The 22,490-nt window shown below is 70.0% G+C and carries 12 protein-coding genes and 1 pseudogene; 6 read left to right on the top strand and 7 right to left on the bottom strand.

The features are described 5' to 3' along the window. The first annotated feature begins 334 nt into the window (after positions 1 to 334). Together QO011_RS29830 and QO011_RS29835 are read left to right on the top strand one after the other, a co-directional pair. The gene (locus QO011_RS29830) at positions 335 to 5,668 is read left to right on the top strand and encodes a HAMP domain-containing protein (protein WP_307280886.1); all 5,334 of its coding nucleotides are present in this window, start codon (positions 335 to 337) and stop codon (positions 5,666 to 5,668) included. A 13-nt stretch (positions 5,669 to 5,681) separates the two neighbouring features. Next, a pseudogene (locus QO011_RS29835) lies at positions 5,682 to 7,151 on the top strand (HWE histidine kinase domain-containing protein); the annotation flags it as partial. Between the two features lie 376 nt (positions 7,152 to 7,527). Here the strand turns inward: QO011_RS29835 and glgB are convergent. From glgB to QO011_RS29860, 5 genes are all read right to left on the bottom strand, one after another. Beyond that, positions 7,528 to 9,723, bottom strand: a complete 2,196-nt coding sequence (glgB, locus tag QO011_RS29840; RefSeq protein ID WP_307280888.1) for a 1,4-alpha-glucan branching protein GlgB — start codon at positions 9,721 to 9,723, stop codon at positions 7,528 to 7,530. Continuing rightward, entirely contained in the window at positions 9,723 to 13,010 is a 3,288-nt protein-coding gene (gene treS, locus QO011_RS29845; protein ID WP_307280568.1) for a maltose alpha-D-glucosyltransferase, read from the bottom strand. The genes glgB and treS overlap by 1 nt, the downstream gene beginning before the upstream one ends. Before the next feature lies 1 nt (position 13,011). Further along, positions 13,012 to 16,203 carry an alpha-1,4-glucan--maltose-1-phosphate maltosyltransferase gene (locus tag QO011_RS29850; RefSeq protein WP_307280571.1) on the bottom strand — a complete coding sequence of 1,064 codons (3,192 nt, stop codon included), beginning with the start codon at positions 16,201 to 16,203 and terminating at the stop codon, positions 13,012 to 13,014. 183 nt (positions 16,204 to 16,386) lie between these two features. Next, the gene (locus QO011_RS29855) at positions 16,387 to 16,698 is read right to left on the bottom strand and encodes a hypothetical protein (protein WP_307280574.1); all 312 of its coding nucleotides are present in this window, start codon (positions 16,696 to 16,698) and stop codon (positions 16,387 to 16,389) included. 114 nt (positions 16,699 to 16,812) lie between these two features. After that, positions 16,813 to 17,610, bottom strand: a complete 798-nt coding sequence (locus QO011_RS29860) for a Crp/Fnr family transcriptional regulator (RefSeq protein WP_307280576.1) — start codon at positions 17,608 to 17,610, stop codon at positions 16,813 to 16,815. A gap of 251 nt (positions 17,611 to 17,861) precedes the next feature. Here QO011_RS29860 and QO011_RS29865 point away from each other — a divergent pair, with 251 nt between their 5' ends. Both QO011_RS29865 and QO011_RS29870 read left to right on the top strand, forming a co-directional pair. Beyond that, the gene (locus QO011_RS29865; protein WP_307280579.1) at positions 17,862 to 18,047 is read left to right on the top strand and encodes a DUF3008 family protein; all 186 of its coding nucleotides are present in this window, start codon (positions 17,862 to 17,864) and stop codon (positions 18,045 to 18,047) included. A 225-nt stretch (positions 18,048 to 18,272) separates the two neighbouring features. Next, positions 18,273 to 18,632: a response regulator gene (locus QO011_RS29870; protein ID WP_307280582.1), complete on the top strand. Its 360-nt coding sequence runs from the start codon at positions 18,273 to 18,275 to the stop codon at positions 18,630 to 18,632. Positions 18,633 to 18,921: 289 nt separating this feature from the next. Here QO011_RS29870 and QO011_RS29875 read toward each other — a convergent pair whose 3' ends face one another. Both QO011_RS29875 and QO011_RS29880 read right to left on the bottom strand, forming a co-directional pair. Then, positions 18,922 to 19,572 carry a class I SAM-dependent methyltransferase gene (locus tag QO011_RS29875; protein WP_307280584.1) on the bottom strand — a complete coding sequence of 217 codons (651 nt, stop codon included), beginning with the start codon at positions 19,570 to 19,572 and terminating at the stop codon, positions 18,922 to 18,924. Between the two features lie 208 nt (positions 19,573 to 19,780). Continuing rightward, the gene (locus QO011_RS29880; protein ID WP_307280588.1) at positions 19,781 to 20,413 is read right to left on the bottom strand and encodes a TetR/AcrR family transcriptional regulator; all 633 of its coding nucleotides are present in this window, start codon (positions 20,411 to 20,413) and stop codon (positions 19,781 to 19,783) included. A gap of 93 nt (positions 20,414 to 20,506) precedes the next feature. On the opposite strand from QO011_RS29880, the gene QO011_RS29885 reads away from it, so the two are divergent. Together QO011_RS29885 and QO011_RS29890 are read left to right on the top strand one after the other, a co-directional pair. Continuing rightward, positions 20,507 to 21,163: an O-methyltransferase gene (locus QO011_RS29885; protein WP_307280591.1), complete on the top strand. Its 657-nt coding sequence runs from the start codon at positions 20,507 to 20,509 to the stop codon at positions 21,161 to 21,163. 139 nt (positions 21,164 to 21,302) lie between these two features. Further along, complete coding sequence (locus QO011_RS29890) at positions 21,303 to 22,487, top strand: arabinose transporter (protein WP_307280594.1); 1,185 nt, start codon at positions 21,303 to 21,305, stop codon at positions 22,485 to 22,487. Positions 22,488 to 22,490 lie beyond the last annotated feature (3 nt).

Consider the following 22,490-nt stretch of genomic DNA (forward strand, 5'->3'; position numbering starts at 1 on the left):
CGCCCGGCCGCACCAGCGCGATGATCGAGGCGCTGCGGCACGGGACGCCATCTCCCGCCTTCCGCCCGTCGCGCCCTGGTCGCGCTTCGGCCAGAAAGCTTTGCGCCATATGATAAGGGGCGCCAAGGATGATGTGCGTGCCCGATGGGCCGTGCCTTCTGCGGAATCCGCCCTAGAATCCTCCGCAGCACAACCACTGGGGGCATCCATGCAGGAGACCGCGGGAACGGCGACGGGGAGCGCGGCGGCGTTGCGGGACGGCGTCCGGGCGTGGCCGGCCGGCGAGGGCGAGGAGGCGGCCTATCTCGGGGAGCTCCTTGCCGCGCTCCAGGCCATGCGGGTCGGCGACTTCTCGGTGCGCATGCGCGGCGACCGCACCGGCCTCGGCGGCAAGATCGCCGACGCCTTCAACGACATCATCGCCGCCAACGAGCGCATGGCGCGCCAGCTCGACCATGTCGGCGAGGTGGTCGGGCGCGAGGGCCGCACCCGCCAGCGCGTCCGCTTCGGCCTCTCCGCCGGCGCCTGGGGCGAGATGGAGAGCTCCGTCAACACGCTGATCGACGACCTGCTCTGGCCGACAAGCGAGGTGACGCGGGCCATCGGCGCAGTGGCGCAGGGCGACCTCCTGCGCACCATCCGCCTCGATGTCGACGGGCGGCCGCTGAAGGGCGAGTTCCTGCGCTCGGCCACTATCGTCAACACCATGATCGAGCAGCTCGGCGTCTTCACCTCGGAGGTGACGCGCGTCGCCCGCGAGGTCGGCACGGAGGGCAAGCTCGGCGGCCAGGCCCAGGTGCGCGGCGTCACCGGCGTGTGGAAGGAGCTGACCGAGAGCGTCAACTCCATGGCCAACAACCTCACCGACCAGGTGCGCAACATCGCCGAGGTGACGATTGCGGTCGCCAGCGGCGACCTGTCCAAGAAGATCACGGTCGACGTGCGCGGCGAGATCCTGCAGCTCAAGGAGGCCATCAACACCATGGTCGACCAGCTGCGCTCCTTCGCCTCGGAGGTGACGCGCGTCGCCCGCGAGGTCGGCACCGACGGCAAGCTCGGCGGCCAGGCCATCGTGCCCGGCGTCGCCGGCACCTGGAAGGACCTGACCGACAGCGTCAACGCCATGTGCGGCAACCTCACCGACCAGGTGCGCAACATCGCCCAGGTGACGACCGCCGTGGCGCGCGGCGACCTCTCGCGCAAGATCACGGTCGACGTTCGCGGCGAGATCCTGGAGCTGAAGGACACGATCAACACCATGGTCGACCAGCTCAACGGCTTCGCCTCCGAGGTGACGCGCGTCGCCCGCGAGGTCGGCACCGAGGGCAAGCTCGGCGGCCAGGCCCAGGTGCCCGGCGTCGCCGGCACCTGGGGCGACCTCACCGACAACGTCAACTTCATGGCCTCGAACCTGACGGCGCAGGTGCGCAACATCGCCGAGGTCGCCACCGCCATCGCCGGCGGCGACCTGTCCAAGAAGATCACCGTCAACGTCTCCGGCGAGGTGCTGCAGCTCAAAGAGACGGTCAACACCATGGTCGACCAGCTCAACGCCTTCGCCGGAGAGGTGACGCGCGTCGCCCGCGAGGTCGGCACCGAGGGGCGCCTCGGCGGCCAGGCCAACGTGCTGGGCGTCGCCGGCACCTGGAAGGACCTGACCGACAGCGTCAACTCCATGGCCGGCAACCTCACCTCGCAGGTGCGCAACATCGCCGAGGTGACGACGGCCGTGGCGCGCGGCGACCTCTCGCGCAAGATCACGGTCGACGTGAAGGGCGAGATCCTGGAGCTGAAGAACACGATCAACACCATGGTCGACCAGCTCAACGCCTTCGCCTCGGAGGTGACGCGCGTCGCCCGCGAGGTCGGCACCGAGGGCAAGCTCGGCGGCCAGGCCCAGGTGCCCGGCGTCGCCGGCACCTGGGGCGACCTCACCGACAACGTCAACTTCATGGCCTCGAACCTGACGGCGCAGGTGCGCAACATCGCCGAGGTCGCCAGCGCCATCGCCGGCGGCGATCTCTCCAAGAAGATCACCGTCGACGTGCGCGGCGAGATGCTGCTCCTCAAGGAGACGCTCAACACCATGGTGGAGCAGCTGCGCTCCTTCGCCGCCGAGGTGACGCGCGTCGCCCGCGAGGTCGGCACCGACGGGCGCCTCGGCGGCCAGGCCAACGTGCTGGGCGTCGGCGGCACCTGGAAGGACCTCACCGACAACGTCAACCTGCTCGCCGCCAACCTGACGACGCAGGTGCGCAACATCGCCGAGGTGACGACGGCGGTGGCGCGCGGCGACCTCTCGCGCAAGATCACGGTCGACGTGAAGGGCGAGATCCTGGAGCTGAAGAACACGATCAACACCATGGTCGACCAGCTCAACGGCTTCGCCTCGGAGGTGACGCGCGTCGCCCGCGAGGTCGGCACCGAGGGCAAGCTCGGCGGCCAGGCCCAGGTGCCCGGCGTCGCCGGCACCTGGAAGGACCTCACCGACACGGTCAACGTCATGGCCGCCAACCTCACCGAGCAGGTGCGCGGCATCGTCAAGGTGGTGACCGCCGTCGCCAACGGCGACCTCAAGCAGAACCTCACCGTCAAGTCCAAGGGCGAGGTCGCGGCGCTGGCCGAGACCATCAACAACATGACCGGCACGCTGGCGACCTTCGCCGAGCAGGTCACGTCCGTCGCCCGCGAGGTCGGCGTCGAGGGCCGGCTCGGCGGCCAGGCCAACGTGCCCGGCGCCGCCGGCACCTGGAAGGACCTCACCGGCAACGTCAACCTGCTCGCCGCCAACCTGACGACGCAGGTCCGCGCCATCGCCGAGGTGGCGACGGCGGTGACCAAGGGCGACCTGACCCGCTCGATCCAGGTCGAGGCCCGGGGCGAGGTGGCGGAGCTCAAGGACAACATCAACACCATGATCGGCAACCTGCGCCTGACCACGGAGCGCAACACCGAGCAGGACTGGCTGAAGACCAACCTCGCCCGCTTCACCAACATGCTGCAGGGCCAGCGCGACCTCGCCGCCGTCGGCCGCCTGCTGCTGACCGAGCTCACCCAATTGGTCAATGCCCAGGTCGGCGTGATCTACCGCGTCGACAACGAGGGCGTCTCCGACCTCACCCTGCTCTCGGCCTATGCCGACGACGGCCCCGGCGGCCACCGGCCGGTCATCCGCCCCGGCGAGGGGCTGATCGGCCAGTGCGCGGTCGACAAGAACCGCATGCTGCTGGTCGACGTGCCGGCCGACGTGCCTCCGATCGGCTCGGCCCTGTTCAAGACGCGGCCGCGCAGCGTCATCGTGCTGCCGGTCCTGTTCGAGAACCAGGCCAAGGCGGTGATCGAGCTCGCCTCGACCGGCAGCTTCACCACCTCGCAGATCTCCTTCCTGGAGCAGCTCACCACCAGCATCGGCATCGTGCTCAACAGCATCGAGGCGACGATGCAGACCGAGGGGCTGCTCAAGCAGTCGCAGCAGCTCGCCACCGAGCTGCAGATCCAGCAGGGCGAGCTGCAGCAGACCAACGAGCAGCTCGAGCAGAAGGCCCAGCAGCTGGCCGAGCGCAATGCCGAGGTCGAGCACGCCCGCCGCGCCCTGGAGGAGAAGGCGGCCGAGCTGGCGCTGACCTCCAAGTACAAGTCCGAGTTCCTGGCCAACATGTCGCACGAGCTCCGGACGCCGCTGAACAGCATCCTGATCCTCGGCCAGCAGCTCACGGACAATCCGGAGGGCAATCTCACGCCCAAGCAGGTGGAGTTCGCCCGCACCATCCACGGCGCCGGCACCGACCTGCTCAACCTGATCAGCGACATCCTCGATCTCTCCAAGATCGAGTCCGGCACGGTCACGGTCGATGCGGAGGAGCTCTCCTTCACCACGCTGCTCGACGTGGTGGGGCGCCCCTTCCGGCACGAGGCGGAGACGCGCCTGCTCGACTTCGCGGTCGAGGTCGACCCGCTGCTCGGCCGAACCATCGTCACCGATTCCAAGCGCCTGCAGCAGGTCCTGAAGAACCTCCTGTCCAACGCCTTCAAGTTCACCGAGCGCGGCGGCATCAAGCTCAAGGCCATGGCGGTCAAGGAGGGCTGGAGCTTCGACCATCCCGTGCTGAGCCAGAGCGCCGGCGTCGTCGCCTTCGAGGTCGCAGACACCGGCATCGGCATCGCCCCGGAGAAGCAGAAGCTGATCTTCGAGGCCTTCCAGCAGGCCGACGCCAGCACCAGCCGCAAATATGGCGGCACGGGCCTGGGCCTGGCCATCAGCCGCGAGCTCTCCTCGCTGCTCGGCGGCGAGATCCAGCTGCGCAGCACGCCCGGCGTCGGCAGCACCTTCACCCTCTACCTGCCGCTGACCTATACCGGACCGTCCGCCATGGTCCGCCCGAGCGCGCCGCAGGCCTTCGCGGCGCCCGTCGTCCCGGCCCTGAGCGTCGGCGCCCTGCCGGGCGCCAGGCCCGCCGAGGTCCTGCCGGACGACCGGGACGACCTGGAGCCGGGCGAGCCCATCCTGCTCGTCGTCGAGGACGACCTGTCCTATGCGCAGATCATCATGGATCTGGCGCGAGGCCGGGGCTTCAAGGTCCTCCTGGCGATGCGCGGGGCGGATGCGCTGGACCTGGCGCGGCAGTACCAGCCCACCGCCATCTCGCTCGACGTCTTCCTGCCCGACATGCTCGGCTGGACGGTGCTGAGCCAGCTCAAGAAAGATGCGCTCACCCGCCACATCCCGGTGCAGATCGTCACGCTCGACGAGGACCGGCAGCACGGCCTTGCCCGTGGCGCCTTCTCCTTCGTCACCAAGCCGTCGACGCCGGGCGGGGTCGATGCCGCCATCCTGCGCATCAAGGACTATGCCGGCCGCAGCCGCCGGCGCCTCCTGGTGGTGGAGGACGATGCCGGCGAGCGCCTCGGCATCCGCGATCTGCTGGCTCATGACGACATCGAGATCGACACCGCCGCGACCGGGCGGGACGGCCTCGCCCTGCTGCACACTCAGCCCTATGACTGCCTGGTGCTCGACCTGCGCCTGCCCGACATGACCGGCTTCGAGGTGCTGGAGGAGATCCGCGACGACCCGGCGCTGTGCGACCTGCCGGTCGTGGTCTTCACCGGCCGCGAATTGTCGGCCGAGGAGGATGCCAGGCTGCACAGCATGGCGCGCAGCATCGTGGTGAAGGGGGTGGAATCGCCCGAGCGCCTGCTCGACGAGACCGCCCTGTTCCTGCACCGCGCCGTGACCGTGCTGCCGCCGGAGAAGCAACGCATGCTGGAGCGGCTGCACAGCTCGGACGAGGACCTGGTCGGACGCATCGCCTTGCTGGTGGACGATGATCCGCGCAACATCTTCGCCCTCTCCAGCGTCCTGGAGCGGCGCGGCATGCGGGTGCTCGCCGCGACCACCGGCCGGGAGGCCGTGGCCGTGGTGGAATCGACGCCGGACCTTGCCATCGTGCTGATGGACATCATGATGCCGGAGATGGACGGCTACGAGACCATGGCGGAGATCCGCAGGAACGCGGCGCTGCGGCGCCTGCCGATCATCGCCCTGACGGCCAAGGCCATGAAGGGAGACCGGGAGAAATGCCTGGAGGCCGGCGCCTCCGACTATCTCGCCAAGCCGGTCAACACCGAGCAGCTCCTCTCGGCCCTGCGCATGTGGCTCCATCGCTGATCGCGGACAGGCCATGAACGCGGACGAGAAGGTCAACATCCTGCTGGTGGACGATCAGCCGGCAAAGCTCCTCAGCTACGAGGTGATGCTGCGCGACCTCGACGAGACGCTGCTCAAGGCGTCCACGGCGCGTGAGGCGCTGGAGCAGCTGCTGCGCGCCGATGTCGCGGTCGTCCTGATGGACGTCAACATGCCCGAGCTCGACGGGTTCGAGCTGGCGGCGATGATCCGCGAGCATCCGCGCTTCCAGCACACGGCGATCATCTTCGTCTCGGCGGTGCGCCTGGCCGAGCCGGATTTCCTGCGCGGCTACGAGATGGGCGCGGTCGATTATGTCCCCGTGCCCGTGGTGCCGCAGGTGCTGCGCGCCAAGGTCCGGGTGTTCGCCGAGCTGCACCGCAAGACGCGCCAGCTCGAGCAGCTCAACCGCCATCTGGAAATGCGGGTGGCGGAGCGTACCCGCGCTCTGGAGGACACCGCCGCTCGCCTGCAGCAGAGCGAGGAGCGGCGCAGCCTCGCCCTGGAGGCAGGGCAGATGGGCTCGTGGGACTGGGACGTCCTCGGCGGCGAGTGCCGCTGGGACAAGGGGCAATACCGTATCGGCGGCGTCGATCCGGCGTCCTTCGCCATCGAGTCCGCTAGCGTCGAGGGGCTCGTCCATGCCGACGACCGCGCGCGCCTGCGCGGGAGCCTCGCCGCGCTGCTCGCCGCCCCCGGCGCGGCGCAGGCCGAGTTCCGCGTCCTGACGCCGCGCGGGCAGCGCTGGTGCTTCGGCACCGCCGCCTCGATCGCCGACGAGGCCGGCCGGGTCGCGCGGGTCAGCGGCGTCACCATCGACATCACCGAGCGCAAGGTGGCCGAGGAGCGCCAGGCCCTGCTGGCGCGCGAGGTCGACCATCGGGCCAAGAACGCCCTGGCGCTGGTGCAGTCGATCGTCCGCCTCTCCAAGGCGGAGACGGTCCAGTCCTATGTCGACGCGGTGAACGGGCGCATCAAGGCCCTGGCCCGGGCCCATACCCTGCTCGCAGAGTCGCGCTGGCAGGGCGCCGACCTGCGGCGCCTGATCCGCGAGGAGCTGGCACCCTATCGCGATCTCGGCGCCGGACGAATCGGCGTCCGCGGCGAGGCCGTCATGCTGGAGCCCAGGGACGCCCAGTCCGTCGGCCTCGCCCTGCACGAGCTGGCGACCAACGCGGCGAAGTACGGCGCGCTGTCGGTCGACGCCGGCCATCTCGACATCGAATGGCGCCTCGAGGACGGCCGGGTCGTCCTGACCTGGCGCGAGACCGGCGGGCCGCCGCCGGTCGAGGCGGGCAGGGGCCTCGGGCTGCGCGTCATCGTCGGCGGCATCGAGCAGCAGCTCGCGGGGCAAGCCCGGTTCGACTGGCGGCCCGGCGGCCTCGTCTGCACGCTGTCCTTTCCAGTCGCCGCGCCGGCGGTGCGGCCGAACGGCCCAGCGGCCGACGCGGGATCCGCCTCGGAGGGGGCGGCCCGGCAGGTGCTGCGGCGCGGCCGCGTGCTCCTGGTCGAGGACGAAGCCCTGATCGCGACGATGATGCGCGATCTCCTGGCGGAGATGGGCTGCTCGATCATCGGCCCGCATGCCTCCGTGGCCGAGGCGGCCGCGGCGATCGCCGGCCAGCGGCCGGATGCCGCCATCCTCGACGTCAATCTCGGCGGCGAGTTCATCTTCCCCGTCGCCGAGAGCCTGCGCGCCCTCGGCGTGCCCTTCGCCTTCGTCACCGGCTATGGCCGGGACATGCTCGACACCCACTTCCCCGACGTGCCGGTGTTCGAGAAGCCGATCGACCGGGACCAGTTCATCCAGGCCTTCGCGCCCTGAGGGCTGCTGCCGGCGCTCAGCCCGGGCTGCGCAGGAACAGGGTGGAGAGCGGCGGCAGGATCAGGCTGAGCGTGCAGGCCTCGCCGTCTCCGTCCGCATGCACCTCGCCGCCATTGCCGGTGTCGTCGCCGCCATAGGCCCGGCTGCTGGTGTTGAGGATCTCGGCCCAGGGCCCGCCGCGCGGGACGGGGACGCGGTAGCCGCGCCGGACCACCGGCGTCATGTTGCTGACCGTCAGAACGAACGGGCCGTCGCCGTGGCCGCGCAGGAAGGCGTAGACCGAGGCTATGCTGTCGTCGGCCGCCGCCCAGCGGAAGGCAGGCGGCGCGTTGTCGGTGGCGTGCAGCGCCGGCTCCCGCGCATAGACGCGGTTGAGGTCGGCGACGAGGCTCTGCAGGCCCTGGTGCAGCGGGGCGTCGAGCAGGTCCCATTCGATCGAGCCCTCGCTGTCCCACTCGCGCCACTGGCCGATCTCGCCGCCCATGAACAGGAGCTTCTTGCCGGGAAAGCCCCACATCCAGCCGAGATAGGCCCGCAGGTTGGCGAAGCGCTGCCAGACGTCGCCCGGCATCCGCCCGATCAGCGAGCCCTTGCCGTGCACGACCTCGTCGTGGGAGAGCGGCAGCACGAAGCGCTCGGAATAGGCATAGACCATGGCGAAGGTCATGGCGTGGTGGTGATGGGACCGGTGGATCGGGTCCTTGCCCATGTAGAGCAGGGTGTCGTGCATCCACCCCATGTTCCATTTGAGGGAGAAGCCGAGGCCGCCCTGCCCGGGCGGCGCGGTGACCCCGGGCCAGGCGGTCGATTCCTCGGCGATGGTGAGGACGCCGGGATGGCGCTCGGCGACGATGCTGTTGAGGTGGCGGAAGAACTCGATCGCCTCCAGGTTCTCGCGGCCCCCGTGGCGGTTGGGCACCCATTCGCCGGCCCGGCGGCTGTAGTCGCGGTAGAGCATGGAGGCGACCGCGTCGACGCGCAGCCCGTCGACATGGTAGCGCTCGAGCCATTCCAGGGCGCTGGCGATGAGGAAGCCCTTCACCTCGTTGCGCCCGAGATTGTAGATGAAGGTGTTCCAGTCGGGATGATAGCCCTCCTTCGGGTCGGCATGCTCGTAGAGCGGCGTGCCGTCGAAGCGGGCGAGCCCCCAGACGTCGCTGGGGAAATGCGCCGGCACCCAGTCGACGATGACGCCGATGCCGGCAGCGTGGCAGCGGTCGACGAAATAGGCGAAATCCTCGGCCGGGCCGTAGCGGCCGGTCGGGGCGTAGAGGCCGAGCGGCTGGTAGCCCCAGGAGCCGCCGAAGGGATATTCGGCGATCGGCATGAGCTCCACATGGGTGAAGCCCATCTCCTGGACATAGGGCACGAGCCGCTCGGCCATCTCGCTCCAGCTCAGGCTGCGCATGCCGTCCTCGGCGATGCGCAGCCAGGAGCCGGCATGCACCTCGTAGATCGAGATCGGCGCGTCAAGGCCCTGGCGGCGCGGCCGCTCCTCGATCCAGGCCGCATCGGTCCAGTCGAGGGGCGCCGTCCGCGCCACGATCGAGGCGGTGCCCGGCGCCGCCTCGCTCGCCCGCGCCACCGGATCCGCCTTCTGCGGCAGCAGCGATCCGTCCGGGCCGACGATCTCGTATTTGTAGAGGGTGCCGGGGCCGGCGCGGGGGATGAACAGTTCCCACACGCCGGCTTCCGGCCGCAGCCGCATGGGATGGCGACGCCCGTCCCAGACGTTGAAGTCGCCGACGACCGAGACCCGCTGCGCATTCGGCGCCCAGACGGCGAAGCGCACGCCGTCGACGCCGTCGACGACCGTCGGCTGGGCGCCGAAGCAGCGGCCCAGCCGGTAGTGGGTGCCCTGCGCGAAGAGGTGGAGGTCGAGATCGCCCAAGAGCAGGCCGAAGCTGTAGGGATCCTCCGTCTCCTGCACCGCATCGGGCCAATGGATGCGCAGGCGGTACGGCACTGCCTGCTCGATCCCGCCGGCGAAGAGGCCGCCGGGATGGACGAGGTGGAGCGTGCCGAGGCGGCCGGAGGAATCCTCGCGGGCCACCACCTCGACGCCCTGCGCGCCCGGCAGCAGCGCCCGCACCACCGGCCGGCCGTCGACCGCGTGCGGGCCGAGGAGGGCGAAGGGGTCGCCGTGGCGCCCCTGGACCAGGGCCTGCAGCGCGTCGGCGCCGATGCCGGCGATCGCATCCTGGCCTTGCATCACGGCGCCCCCCTCCCTTCCGACAGCCTCTCGCGGATCGCCGCCAGGCCGCGCAGCGGGATCGGCAGCCATTTCGGCCGGTTGGTGGCTTCGTAGACCAGCTCGTAGGCGGCCTTGGCGACGAGCATCAGGTCGAGCACCGGTCCGCCCGGGGCGCAGAGGCCGAGCGCGGGCTCGGCGGCCACGGCCTCCGCATAGCCCTCCAGGAAGGCACGGCTCGCCTCCTGGCGGAACTGGGTCAGCAACGCCATCTGCCGGTCGCGCACCGGCTGCGGCGCAGCGCCGGGGCCGGAGAGATCGACCGAGGCCGCCGCATAGTCCAGCGAACGCAGGAAGCCGGCGACGTCGCGCAGCGGCGTGGTCTTGGCGCGGCGCTCGGCCAGGGGACGGATCGGCTCGCCCTCGAAGTCGATGATGTAGGCGTCGGCCTGCGACACCAGCACTTGGCCGAGGTGGAAGTCGCCGTGCACCCGGGTCGTCAGCATGCCCGTGCCGGCGCCGGCCAAGGCGTGGATCTCCCTGGCCAGCATCTTGCGGTCGCCGAGCAGCGCCTCGGCCAGTGCCCGGTCGGCGGGCTCGAGGATCCTCGTGGCGGCCGCCAGCTCCGTGCAGGCCGCCTCGAACAGGTCTCCGGCCTCCTTCGCCCAGCGCGCCGTATCCCGCTTGCCCGCGGTCGCCGGCGCGAAGTCGGGGTCGGAGCGGTCCGAGGCCAGGGCCGCGTGCAGCTCGCCCAGCCGCCGCCCGACGGTGCGGACGAAGACGCCGAGCGTCGTGAAGCTGCCCTCCGGCGCCTCCACGCCTTCGGCGGTCAGCGCCGCGTCCTCGACCGCACGCTTGAGGTTGTCGAGCATCCAGGTCCAGGCATCGCCCTGGTTGGGGATGTTGCCCTGGACGATGGCCAGCGTGTGCGGCACGCCGTCGCTGGAGACGCGCACCACCTCGCCGAGCAGTGGCGCGGCATTGGCATAGCCGACCCTGGTGAGATGGCGCGTCATCTCCGCCTCCGGATGGAGGCCGGGGACGACGCGGCGGATGAGCTTGACCATGGCGAGGTTGCCGACGATCAGCGAGCTGTTCGATTGCTCGGCCGCCAGCCAGCGGATCGCCGTGTCGGCGAGGTCGGGCATGGTCCGCGCCCGCTCAGTGCCGAGGAAGCGGATCGTGCCGTCGGGCGTCTCGAAGGCGAGGTCGTGCCGGAGGCCTTCCACCAGCGCCCGCGGCAGCTGCTCCATGGCGAAGGCGTCGGTGATGTAGCCGACGCGCCGGCCCTTGCGCACCCGCGCCATCGCCAGCTGGGCCGCGAGCTGCGGCGGGGAGGCGTCCTCCCAGGCGATGCAGGCCGGGACGAGGTAGCGCTCGGTCTGGCCGTTGGTGCCGATCTCGATCTCGGTCAGCATGATCTCGGGCCGGTCGGGCAGGGGCACGGCATAGGCGATGCGCGGGGCGCTGAGGGCCTTGTTCTTGGAAGCGAACCAGCGCCGCCGCATCAGGTAGTCCGGCAGGATGTCGTGCAGGATCGTGGCCGTGTGGCGCTCGCCGAGCAGCTCGCGCAGGCTGTCGCGCACCACCAGCGTCTGGAACTCCGGCAACTGCTCCGGCGGCTCGTAGTGCCAGCCCGGCGCCTGCTGGTTGGAGAGCAGCTCGAACCAGTAGAAGCCATAGGGCGGCAGGGTCAGGAGATAGGTGAGCTGGCCGATCGGCGGGAACGGCGAGGGGCCGGTCATCTCCACCGGCACGCAGCCGGCGAAGGCGGAGAGGTCGAGCTCGGCGGCCTGCGGCGTGCGCGCGAGGTTGGCGACGCACAGGATGGTCTTGCCCTCGTATTCGCGCAGATAGGCCAGGATGCGGCGGTTGCCGGGATAGAGGAAGCGCTGCGTCCCGCGCCCGAAGGCCTGGTGGTTGCGCCGGAGCAGCAGCATGCGCCGCATCCAGTTCAGCAGCGAATGCGGGTCGCGCGCCTGCGCCTCGACATTGATCGCCTCGAAGCCGTAGAGCGGGTCCATGTTCGGCGGCAGCACGACGCTGCCGGGATCGGCGCGCGAGAAGCCGCCGTTGCGGTCCTCGGACCATTGCATCGGCGTGCGCACGCCGTCGCGGTCGCCGAGATGGATGTTGTCGCCCATGCCGATCTCGTCGCCGTAATAGATCACCGGGGTGCCCGGCATCGACAGGAGCAGGCCGTTCATCAGCTCGATGCGGCGGCGGTCGCGCTGCAGCAGTGGCGCCAGCCGGCGCCGGATGCCGAGATTGATGCGCGCCCGCCGGTCGGCGGCGTAGGTCTCCCAGAGATAGTCGCGCTCCAGGTCCGTCACCATCTCCAGCGTCAGCTCGTCGTGGTTGCGCAGGAAGATCGCCCATTGCGCATTGGGCGGGATCTCCGGCGTCTGGCGCATGATGTCGGTGATGGGGAAGCGGTCCTCCTTGGCGATCGCCATGTACATGCGCGGCATCAGCGGGAAGTGGAACGCCATGTGGCACTCGTCGCCCTCGCCGAAATAGAGCTGGGTGTCCTCCGGCCACTGGTTGGCCTCGGCCAGCAGCATCCGGTTGGCGTAGCGGGTGTCGAGCTCGGCGCGGATGCGCTTGAGGATGGCGTGGGTCTCCGGCAGGTTCTCGTTGTTGGTGCCCTCGCGCTCGATGAGATAGGGGATGGCATCGAGCCGGAGCCCGTCGACCCCCATGTCGAGCCAGTAGCGCATGGTGCTCAGGACCTCCCGCATCACGCGCGGGTTGTCGAAGTTGAGGTCCGGCTGGTGCGAATAGAAGCGGTGCCAGAAATAGGCGCCGGCCACCGGATCCCACGTCCAGTTCGACTTCTCCGTGTCGAGGAAGATGATGCGCGTCTCCGGGAAGCGCTGGTCGGTGTCGGACCAGACATAGAACCGGCGGGCCGCCGAGCCCGGCGGTGCGGTGCGCGCCCGCTGGAACCAGGGGTGCTGGTCCGAGGTGTGGTTGATGACGAGCTCGGTGACGACGCGCAGGCCGCGCTCGTGGGCGGCGCGCACCAGGGCCTTGAACTCGGCGATGGTGCCGTAATCGGGGCTGACGTCGCGATAGTCGGCGATGTCGTAGCCGTCGTCCTTGCGCGGCGAGGGGTAGAAGGGCAGCAGCCAGACGGTGTTGACGCCCAGGCTGACGATATAGTCGAGCTTGGCGATCAGCCCCGCGAAGTCGCCGATGCCGTCATTGTTGGCATCGAAGAACGACTTGACGTGCAGCTGGTAGACGACCGCGTCCTTGTACCAGAGCGGATCGTCGGCCAGCGGCGTGACGGATCGTCTCGCCATGTCAGAACCCTCCGGCATGACTCAGCCTCCAGATCGAAAAGGGCAGCTCCGCGGGATCGAGGCGGATGCGCCGGATCTTGCCGGTCCAGGCCTCGCGCCCGCCGCGTATCAGGTCCTCGGCCTCGATAGTGCCGTGGTCGGGCAGGCCGAAGCGCCAGAGCGGCACCTCGATATCGGTCTCCTGCACGGCATGGGGATCGAGGCTGACGGCGATCAGCAGGACGTTGTCGCGCCCCGGCGTCGCCTTCTCGTATGAGATGACCGCCTCGTTCCAGGCCTGGACGAAGGCGAGGCCGAGATGCGAGTGCAGGGCCGGGTTCTCGCGCCGGACGCGGTTGAGGGCGGCGATCTCGGCGACGATGTTGCCGGGCCTGTCCCAGTCCCAGGCCCTCAGCTCATATTTCTCGCTGTCGGCATATTCCTTCTTCCTGGCGTCGGGGCGGCCCTCGCAGAGCTCGAAGCCGTTGTACATGCCCCACAGGCCCGACAGCGTCGTCGCCAGCGCCGCGCGGATCAGGAAGGCGGAGCGCGGCGCGTCCTGCAGGAAGTCGGGGTTGATGTCCGGCGTGTTGACGAAGAAATGCGGCCGGAAGAACGCCCCCGGCGCCTCGCGCGTCAGCTCGGTGAGATAATCGGTCAGCTCCCGCTTGGTGTTGCGCCAGGTGAAGTAGGTGTAGCTCTGGGAAAAGCCGATCTTGGCCAGGCGGTACATCACCTTGGGCCGGGTGAAGGCCTCCGCCAGGAACACCACGTCGGGATGGTCGCGCCGGATATCCTCGATCAGCCATTCCCAGAACGGGAAGGGCTTGGTGTGCGGGTTGTCGACCCGGAACAGTCGTACCCCGTGCGACACCCAGGTGAGGACGACGTCGCGCAGCGCCACCCACAGCGAGGGCCTGGCACCTTCGGTGTAGAAATCGACGTTGACGATGTCCTCGTATTTTTTCGGCGGGTTCTCGGCGTAGCGGATCGAGCCGTCCGGGCGCCAGTCGAACCATTCCGGGTGCTGCCCGAGCCAGGGATGGTCGGGCGAGGCCTGGATGGCGAAGTCGAGCGCAACCTCCAGGCCGAGCCGGCGCGCCGCCGCCACCAAAGCGCGGAAATCCTCGACCGTGCCGAGCTCGGGATGGATGGCATCGTGGCCGCCGGCCTGCGAGCCGATGGCATAGGGGCTGCCGGGATCGTCCGGGCCGGCCTTCAGGCTGTTGTTGCGGCCCTTGCGGTTGCTGGTGCCGATCGGGTGGATCGGCGGGAAATAGACGACGTCGAATCCCATGGCCCGCACCGCCGGCAGGCGCCGGGCGACGTCGGCGAAGGTGCCGTGGCGCGCGGGATCGTTGCTCTGCGAGCGCGGGAACAGTTCATACCAGCTGGCGAAGGCCGCCTCCCGGCGCTCGGCGTCGATCGGGAAGGGCGGCTCGCGGCGCACGCGAAAGGGGCGGGGATCGGCGGCGGCCATGGCCTCTCCCGTTTCCGGCGCGGTGAGGATCGCCAGCCGCCTGGCATCGCCCGCCTCCGCCAGCGCCGCGGCGATCGGCTTGAGCCGTGCCGCCGCCGCGCCCGACGCCGCATCGAGGGTGCGCGCCACCAGGCGGCGGCCCTCCTCGAGCTCCAGCGGCACGGCGAGGCCGGCCTCGTGCTTCTTGGCGAGCTCGGCACGGAAGATGGCGAACTCGTCGCGCCAGGCCTCGATCGTGAAGAGGTGCCGGCCGAGGCGCTCCAGCGGCAGGCTCGCGCCGAAGCGGTCATTGCCGAGCGGACGCATGCGCGCCTCGCGCCAGCCGGTCTCGTCGGCGGCGCGCCAGAGCAGCGCCGCGGCGATCGCATCGTGGCCTTCGCCGAAGAGGTCGGCTTCGACCGTGACGAGCTCGCCGACCACGCGCTTGACCGCGTAGCGGCCGCCGTCGACCGAGGGGGTCACCGCTTCGATCGCAAGGCGAGGCCGCGCGACGGCCTCGGCGGCCGTGTCCGCGGCGGCCGGCACCAGCACCGGCCTGCCGCGCCGTCCCTCGAAGATCCGCACCTCGCCGGGACGCAGCCGCACGCTGGCGTCCGGCGCGATCTCGGGTGCCGAGCCGGTAATGTCACGCAGCGGCAGATAGGCGCCGAACACCGTCGTCAGATCGGCTGCCAGCCATTGCGCCCGCCGGTCCAGCGCGCGGTTCGCCAGCATCAGCCGCAGCGTCTCCCCGTCCGGCGCGTCCCGGCGTGCGATCACGCGGACAGGTGCGGTCTCGGGGCTGAGCAGCACCGGCGCGCGGCTGCCGGCCGGCTCCGTCCGGCCGGCGAGATAGGCATTGGCGCGGGCGGTCTCGTCCGCCAGCAAGGGATCGTTGCCGGCTTTCAGGCGCCGCCACTGCGTCCGCGCCGGTCCGGCCTCGGGCACGCGTTCGCGGGCGCCGAGCTCGAAGCCCATCGGCACCAGCACGCCGTCGAACACCGAGGCCGCCGTCCACAGCCGCAGCAGAGCCTGGCGCTGGCAGATCTCGAGGTCGCCGCTCGCGCGCGCCGTCCGCTCGCCGAACGGGGTCTCCGGGCTGGCGAGCACGCGGGGGAACCGGCCCAGCAGGTCGGCGAGGCCGGCGGGCGGCGCCTTGGCCAGCATCGTCGAGGCCGGCACGATCAGGCCGTCGAAGCCGGCGTCGGCCAGAGGCGGCGCCAGGGCCTCCGGCGTCGGCGCGGCGAGGAACAGCGCATTGGTGACGCCCTCGCCGCGGGCGGCGGCCAGGAGCGTCCGCCACATCGCCGTCGGCACCGCGTCCGGAGCGATGCAGCGGAAGCCCGCGATGCCCGACGCGGCCAGCCGCGCGAGCCGGGATGCGAGCAGCACCGCCCAGTCGCGACCCAGCGCCGGGTCGTCGAAACGCAGCGGCAGGAAGCCGCGCGCCCCGGGGGCATGCCGGGGATCGCGCGCGGTGGCGCCGGTGCCGTCCAGGCCGAAATGGCGAGCCGCCTCGCTCCCCGCCGCAACCCGGTCGATTCGCAGGTCGAGCAGCAGCTTCGCCCTGCCGGCGGCGAGGGCGGAAATATCCGGCAGTGCGACCGCTGAGCCGACATCGTCGCAGAAGATATCGCCGTGCTCGAGCGGAAAGGCGAAGCTGTCGAAGCCGAGGTCGGTTCCATGTGCGAACGCATCTCTCCAGTCGTCCTTGGTCTTCAGGAGAGACGGGTAGGCAAAATAGATGCTGTGCATGCCAACCGAACTCGTTGCAGGTCGGAGGGAGGCGGCGATTGCAGATCGCGCCTGGCTGATGGTCTCGTTTATACTTTCGACTGGGGAAATTGTTCCGGAGACGGAGGCCCCGCCGTCGCGCGGCGCGGCGCAGCGTGCGGCATTTTCGGTGTTCGTTCGCTTGCGCCGCGGGGCTTGGCGGCGTCAGAGAATGTCGTAGCGGTCGCGCCAGGGATCCAGGGCGGTGCGGGCCCGGTCCAGGACCCCGGCGCCCTGCCGAGGCTCCAGATCCGCCACGGTCCAGGTCCGTCCTCGGCCGTCGCAAGGCGTGATCTCGACGACCACCCGGTCGATCGGCGGCATGCCGGGCAGGCGGCGCAGCAGCGCATGGCACATGGTCTCGATCCCGAGCCGCGAGCGGCGCGGCTTGGCGACCCGCTCGGCTCTCCACAGCCGGGCGTCCGGATCCTTCGGCGGCTTGGGGATGGCGGCGCGCTGGACGGTGCTTTCGGTCAAATCTGGCCTTCCTGGTTCGATCCGCCCCTGACGTCAGGATAGCCGGCGCGATCCGAGCCGTCGCTAACCTGGGTTAAACCCAGCCTGCGACGACCGGCGCGCGAACGGGCGCGCTCAAATGGCAGGGGGAGCGGCGGGGCCGGCCCGACCCGTCAGCCCATGCGCGGCCGCCCGGTCGTCGGCATCGGGATGGTGCCCGATCTGCCCCAGATGCAGATAGGCGGGATTGAACAGCGCCGTCGCCGCGAGCGCGTCGAAATCGGGGACGTAGAGCGATTTGCCTTTCCAGGCCAGCAGGTTGCTGTGGCGCAGCTCCTGGAGGGTCCGGTTGACGTGGACCGGCGAGAGCCCGGTGGCGTCGGCGAGGTCGGCCTGGGTGATCGGCATCTCGCACAGGCCGTCATCGGCAAGGCGCACCGCCCTCAGCCGCACGTAGAGCTCGCACACGAGATGGGCGACGCGCTCCAGCGCGTTGCGCTGGCCGAGGTTCAGCGTCCATTCGCGCTGGATCGACGCCTTGACCAGCGTGTCCCGCCACAAGGCCGCGCTGAGCCGGTGATGGCGTGCCATCAGGCCGGCGAGCTGCTCGCGGGACATCTCGGCCACGGTGACGGGGGTTATCGTGCCGATCGAATGGTCCATCTCGTCGAGGAGGAAGATGTTGAGGTCGCAGAAGTCGCCCGGCACGAAGAAGGCGAGCAGCTGCCGCCGGCCGTCCTCGATCATCTTGTAGCGGCAGGCCCAGCCGGAGAGGAACACGGTCATGGCGCGCGGCCGGTCGCCCTCGCGGACCACGTCCTCGCGGGCGCCGACGCTGCGCAGACGTCCCGAGGCCGCGACCCGCAGCGCCTTCCTGTCGGCAGGGGACAGTCTCGCAACCTGCTCCAGCTTGCGGACGAACACGTCGGACATCGCTGAACGGGCCTCCAGGGTCATCAACGCGGATGGCGTGGAATCGGCACGGCGTGACCCCGAAAATATTTGCCCGGCGTCGTTCGGAAGACCTGCCTGTCCCTATTCGGACGACTTGCCCGATCGATGATCGCAGGCGCGCGCGGGGCCCGGCCGAGAGGGGATCGCGCGAACATTTTCGTGGCTTTCGCGGTTCAGCCCGAGGATGCGGGCGCCTTTCCGGCGCCACGCCTCGAGCGATGGAGCACGTCATGCCTGCCAAATCCAAGGCCCAGCAGATGGCCGCCGGCGCCGCGCTCGCGGCCAAGCGCGGCGAGCGCAAGGTGAGCGAGTTGAAGGGCGCCTCGAAGTCGATGGTCAAGTCGATGAGCGAGAAGGAACTCGAGCGCATGGCTTCGACCAGGCGCAAGGGCAAGCCCCAGCACGTCGCGTCCTGAGCAGGCCCGCGAGCAAAGGAGGCCACCCGCTTTGCTCCGTCTTGGAATGACGAGAGGCACCGGCCGCACCTGGCGAGGTCATTCCCGGAGCGGGACGAGGATGCGGGCCGGACAACCCGGCACGGATGGCTGGCAGACGCCGGCGTCCTCCCTTATGGTGGTGCGCGGCGGCGGGATCGAAGCTCGACTGGTCCCGGCCGGAACGGCCATCGGGGGAGAACGGGCGTGGACGACGGCGGGCGGCCGACGGTCCTTGTGGTGGAGGACGAAGCGATCCTGGCCGTGGCCGTGCACGACGAGCTCGCCGATGCCGGCTATGCCGTGGCCGGTCCTTTCGCCAGCTGCGCGGCGGCCATCGCCGCCCTGGACCAAGCGGTGCCGGCGGTGGCGATCGTCGACGCGGTCCTGGTCGACGGGTCCTGCGTGCCGCTGGTCCGCGACCTGCAGAACCGGCGCGTCCCGATCATGGTCTATTCCGGCGCCTTCGAGGCCGATATCCCGGAGCTGCGCGGCTTGCCCCGCATCGACAAGCCGGCTGCCTTCGGCGAGGTCGCGGCCGCTATCCGCGGCCTGGTGAGCCGCTGACGCCGGCGCGTCAAGCCGGCATTGCCGGATCGGCCGAGAAAAAAGGGCCGCTGCAAGAGCGGCCCCAGTCCGGGGAGGAAACGCCCAGCGGGCGCATCCGAGCGGTAACCATGCTTTGGCGCAATTTTGCGGCGCCTATCCGGCAATTTGGCGAATATGTGATCCCTAATAATAAAGAAATGCTGCCATCCTTTTGCGGAAGATCGTGGTCCGTTGCCGGGGCGCGGTTGTATTCGGCCCGTTTCGCCGGGTAACTGTCGGCGGTCGGTGCTCCGGCACCGGCGGGGTGCTACTTCACCACTTCGAACTCCAGCAGACGGTGGAAGCCGAAGATCCCGACGGCCCTGTCGGACACCAGCCGGAAACCCGGCACGGCGGCGAGCCGGGAGGCGGAGATCGTCGTGTTCCAGCCCATCAGGCGGGCAAGCGGCGACAGGGCCGAGCTCAAGGCCCGGCGGGCCGGCGCGTCCGAGGCGAAATGACTCACCGCCAGCACCCGGCCGCCCGGCCGCACCACCCGGCGCATCTCGGCCATGGTCCCCGCCGGGTCCGGCACGACGGTCATCACATACATCGCCATGGCGACGTCGAAGCTGTCGTCGGGAAAGGCCAGGCGCGACGCGTCCATCTCGATCAGCCCCTCGACATGGGTCAGGCCCTCCCGCTTCGCCCGCGCCCGGGCGCGGGCCAGCATGCTGGCGGAGAGGTCGATGCCGACCACCCGCATATGGCGGGGATAGTCGGGCAGGGACACGCCCGTGCCGACGCCCACCTCCAGGACGCGGCCCGCATCGGGCGGCAGGGCCGCCACCGCCGCCTTGCGGGAGGATTTCAGGATCGGCCCGAAGACCAGGTCGTAGACGGGCGCCCATCGGGCATAAGCCTCGAGCACGTCCTTGGTTCGCATTGCCGTGTAGAAAGTCGGTTCAGCCCCCGCCACCGCTCGGTCTCCTCTCCTGCGATCCACCCCCGGTTGGTCCGGGACGGCCGGTTTGACGCCGTTCACGCCCGCACGGGGCGCGTCCGGCAAAGTCGTCTCTCATCTCCGACAATAAACCACATGCCGGGATCGACGAGCACGATCTGATCGCCTTGCATGATCGGCGATCTGCCGGCGTTGCGCCACCGGTGCCGGACGGGCGCTGGTCTCAGCCTTGCTCGAGGCTCGTCAGATAGGCGCAGAACATGTCGGCCATGGCGTCGGCATAGGCGTCGATCTCCGCCGGCGTGCGAGGCGCTTCCGAAAACTGCTTTCCCACCGCGCCGAGCGTCGTCATGATCAGGTCGCCGGCCAGGGCACGCGTCGCCTGCGAGGCCTGCGGCAGCACCTCCTGCATGAAAGTCTCGACGGCGCGGGTCCCCGACACCCTTGCCTCGCGGGCCTCGGGCGCATCGCGATAGAGCGGGGCGGCGTCATTGAGCGCCACGCGCATCTCTGCCTCCTCGCATTCCGAGCGGATGAAGGCACGGGTCAGGATGCGCAGCCGTTCGAGCGGCGGCGTCCGGGCGTCCTCCAGGATGGCGCGCAAGAGGTCGCTGGTCTGGCGCCATTCGTCGCTCTGGAGCCGGAACAGGATCGCCGCCTTGTTCGGGAAATACTGGTAGAGCGATCCGACGCTGACGCCGGCCTTCTCGGCCACCCGCGCCGTGGTGAAGCGTTGCGCACCCTCCTTCGCCAAAACCTGAACCGCGGCCGCCAGGATCGTCGCGACCAGCTCGGTCGAGCGGGCCTGCCGGGGCTGTTTTCGCGAGGAAATCGAAGTGGTTCGGCGATCGGCCATGGCGGTCGGCGGCAATGCGAATAGGGAAACTGACGAATTAGTCGTATTTTGACGGTGGCGCAAGGCCGCGCTCGCTTCCTGCAGGAGACTTCGATGACCACCCTGACCACCAGCCCGCTCGCGCCGCTGCTGGACCGCCTGTTCGAGGAGGCCGCCGCGGCAACGAGCCCCGCGATGGCCGAGCTCTCGCGCGAGGAGCGCGAGCGCCTGATGCGGAGCAAGACCGACTATCGCGACCTCTACGGGCGCCTGAAGGACCTTTGGCTGCCCGTGTCGCGTGAGACCGGGACGCTGCTCTACATGCTGGCGCGCAGCTGCGGCGCGCGGACGATCGTCGAGTTCGGCACCTCGTTCGGCATCTCGACCCTGCACCTCGCTGCGGCCCTGCGGGACAATGGCGGCGGCCGCCTGATCACCAGCGAGTTCGAGCCGTCCAAGGTGGCCCGGGCCCGGGCCAACCTGAGCGCCGGCGGCCTCGCCGACCTGGTGGAGATCCGGGAGGGCGACGCCCTCGAGACACTGAGCGTCGATCTTCCCGAAACGATCGACCTCGTCCTGCTCGACGGCGCCAAGGCGCTCTATCCCGAGATCCTGGGCCTGGTGCAGAGCCGCCTCAGGCCGGGCGCCCTCATCGTCGCCGACAACGCCGACGACAGCCCCGACTATCTCGAGCGCGTGCGCTCGCCCGCAAGCGGCTACATCTCCACGCCGTTCGCCGAAGACGTCGAGCTGTCCATGCGGATCGGCTGAAGCCGATCCGCCAGTACGTATCCGGGATCGGCTGAAGCCGATCCGCCAGTACGTGTCCGGGATCGGCTGAAGCCGATCGGTCAGCCCCGACGTATCGTGCGTGCGATCGAGCGACGGTCGTCGAGCGGAGTGCCTGTCCATGTCCACCCCCGACCAGCCCCAGCTGGCCCAGCGCCGCGTCGTCGCCCTGACGGGTGCGCTGTTCCTATCCTATCTCGCCGTCGCCATGTCGCTTCCGGCGGTGTCGGTCCATGTCGTCCAGGAGCTCGGCCTCGCCAACGTCTTTGGCGGACTCGCGGTCGGGATCGCCTTTCTGTCGACGATCCTGACGCGCAATCATGCCGGCGCGCGTGCCGACCGGCTCGGCGGCAAGGCTTGCATGCAGCGCGGCCTGATCCTGTATGCGGCGGCCGGGCTGATCTGTCTTCTGGCGAGCTGGTCGTGGCTGCCCCTGGCGGCGGGCTATGCCGTGCTGATGGCCGGACGGCTGCTGCTGGGGCTCGGCGAAAGCCTCACCATGGTCGGGATGGTCAGCTGGGCCATCGGCCTCATGGGCCAGGCGCGGTCCGGCAAGGTGATGTCGCTCGCCGGAATGGGCATGTACGGCGCCTTCGCCGCGGGCGGGCCGCTGGGACTGGCGTTGCTGGACCGGTTGGGCTTCGCCGGGCTGATGGGCGTCTGCGCGGTATTGCCGCTGCTGGGGCTGATCGCCGTCCATCGGCTTCCGGCCGCGGCGCCCCATGCCGGTCGGCGCGAGCCGTTTTGGCGGATCATCGGCCGGATCTGGCGCGCAGGTGCCGCTGTCGGGTTGCAGGGGGTTGGCTTTGCGGCGCTGGGCGCCTTCTCATCCCTCTATTTCCTCAGCCGCGGCTGGCCCTATGCGGGGCTCGGCCTGACGTTCTTCGGCGTCGGCTTCGTCCTGCTCCGGCTGCTCTGCGGCCATCTGCCGGACAGGATCGGCGGAACGCCGGTGGCCATCGCCTCGCTGATCGTGGAGGCCGGCGGGCAATATCTGCTGTGGCTGGCGCCCGGGCCCTGGACGGCGCTGGCGGGGGCCCTGCTGACAGGGCTCGGCTGCTCGATGGTGTTCCCGGCCATGGGCTCGGAAGTCGTCAAGCAGGTGCCGCCGCATCTGCGCGGCACGGCGTTCGGCGGCTTCGCCGCCTTCCAGGATCTCGCCTATGGCGCCACCGCGCCGCTGGTCGGCATGCTGGCCGACTCCTCGGGCTATTCGGTTGTGTTCCTGATCGGCGGCCTCGCTGCGACGCTTGGCCTGTGGATGGCGATCTCGGCGCATCGTCTGGCGCGTGCGGCTGCCGCGTGATGC

The organism is Labrys wisconsinensis (assembly GCF_030814995.1).
Classification (GTDB): domain Bacteria; phylum Pseudomonadota; class Alphaproteobacteria; order Rhizobiales; family Labraceae; genus Labrys; species Labrys wisconsinensis.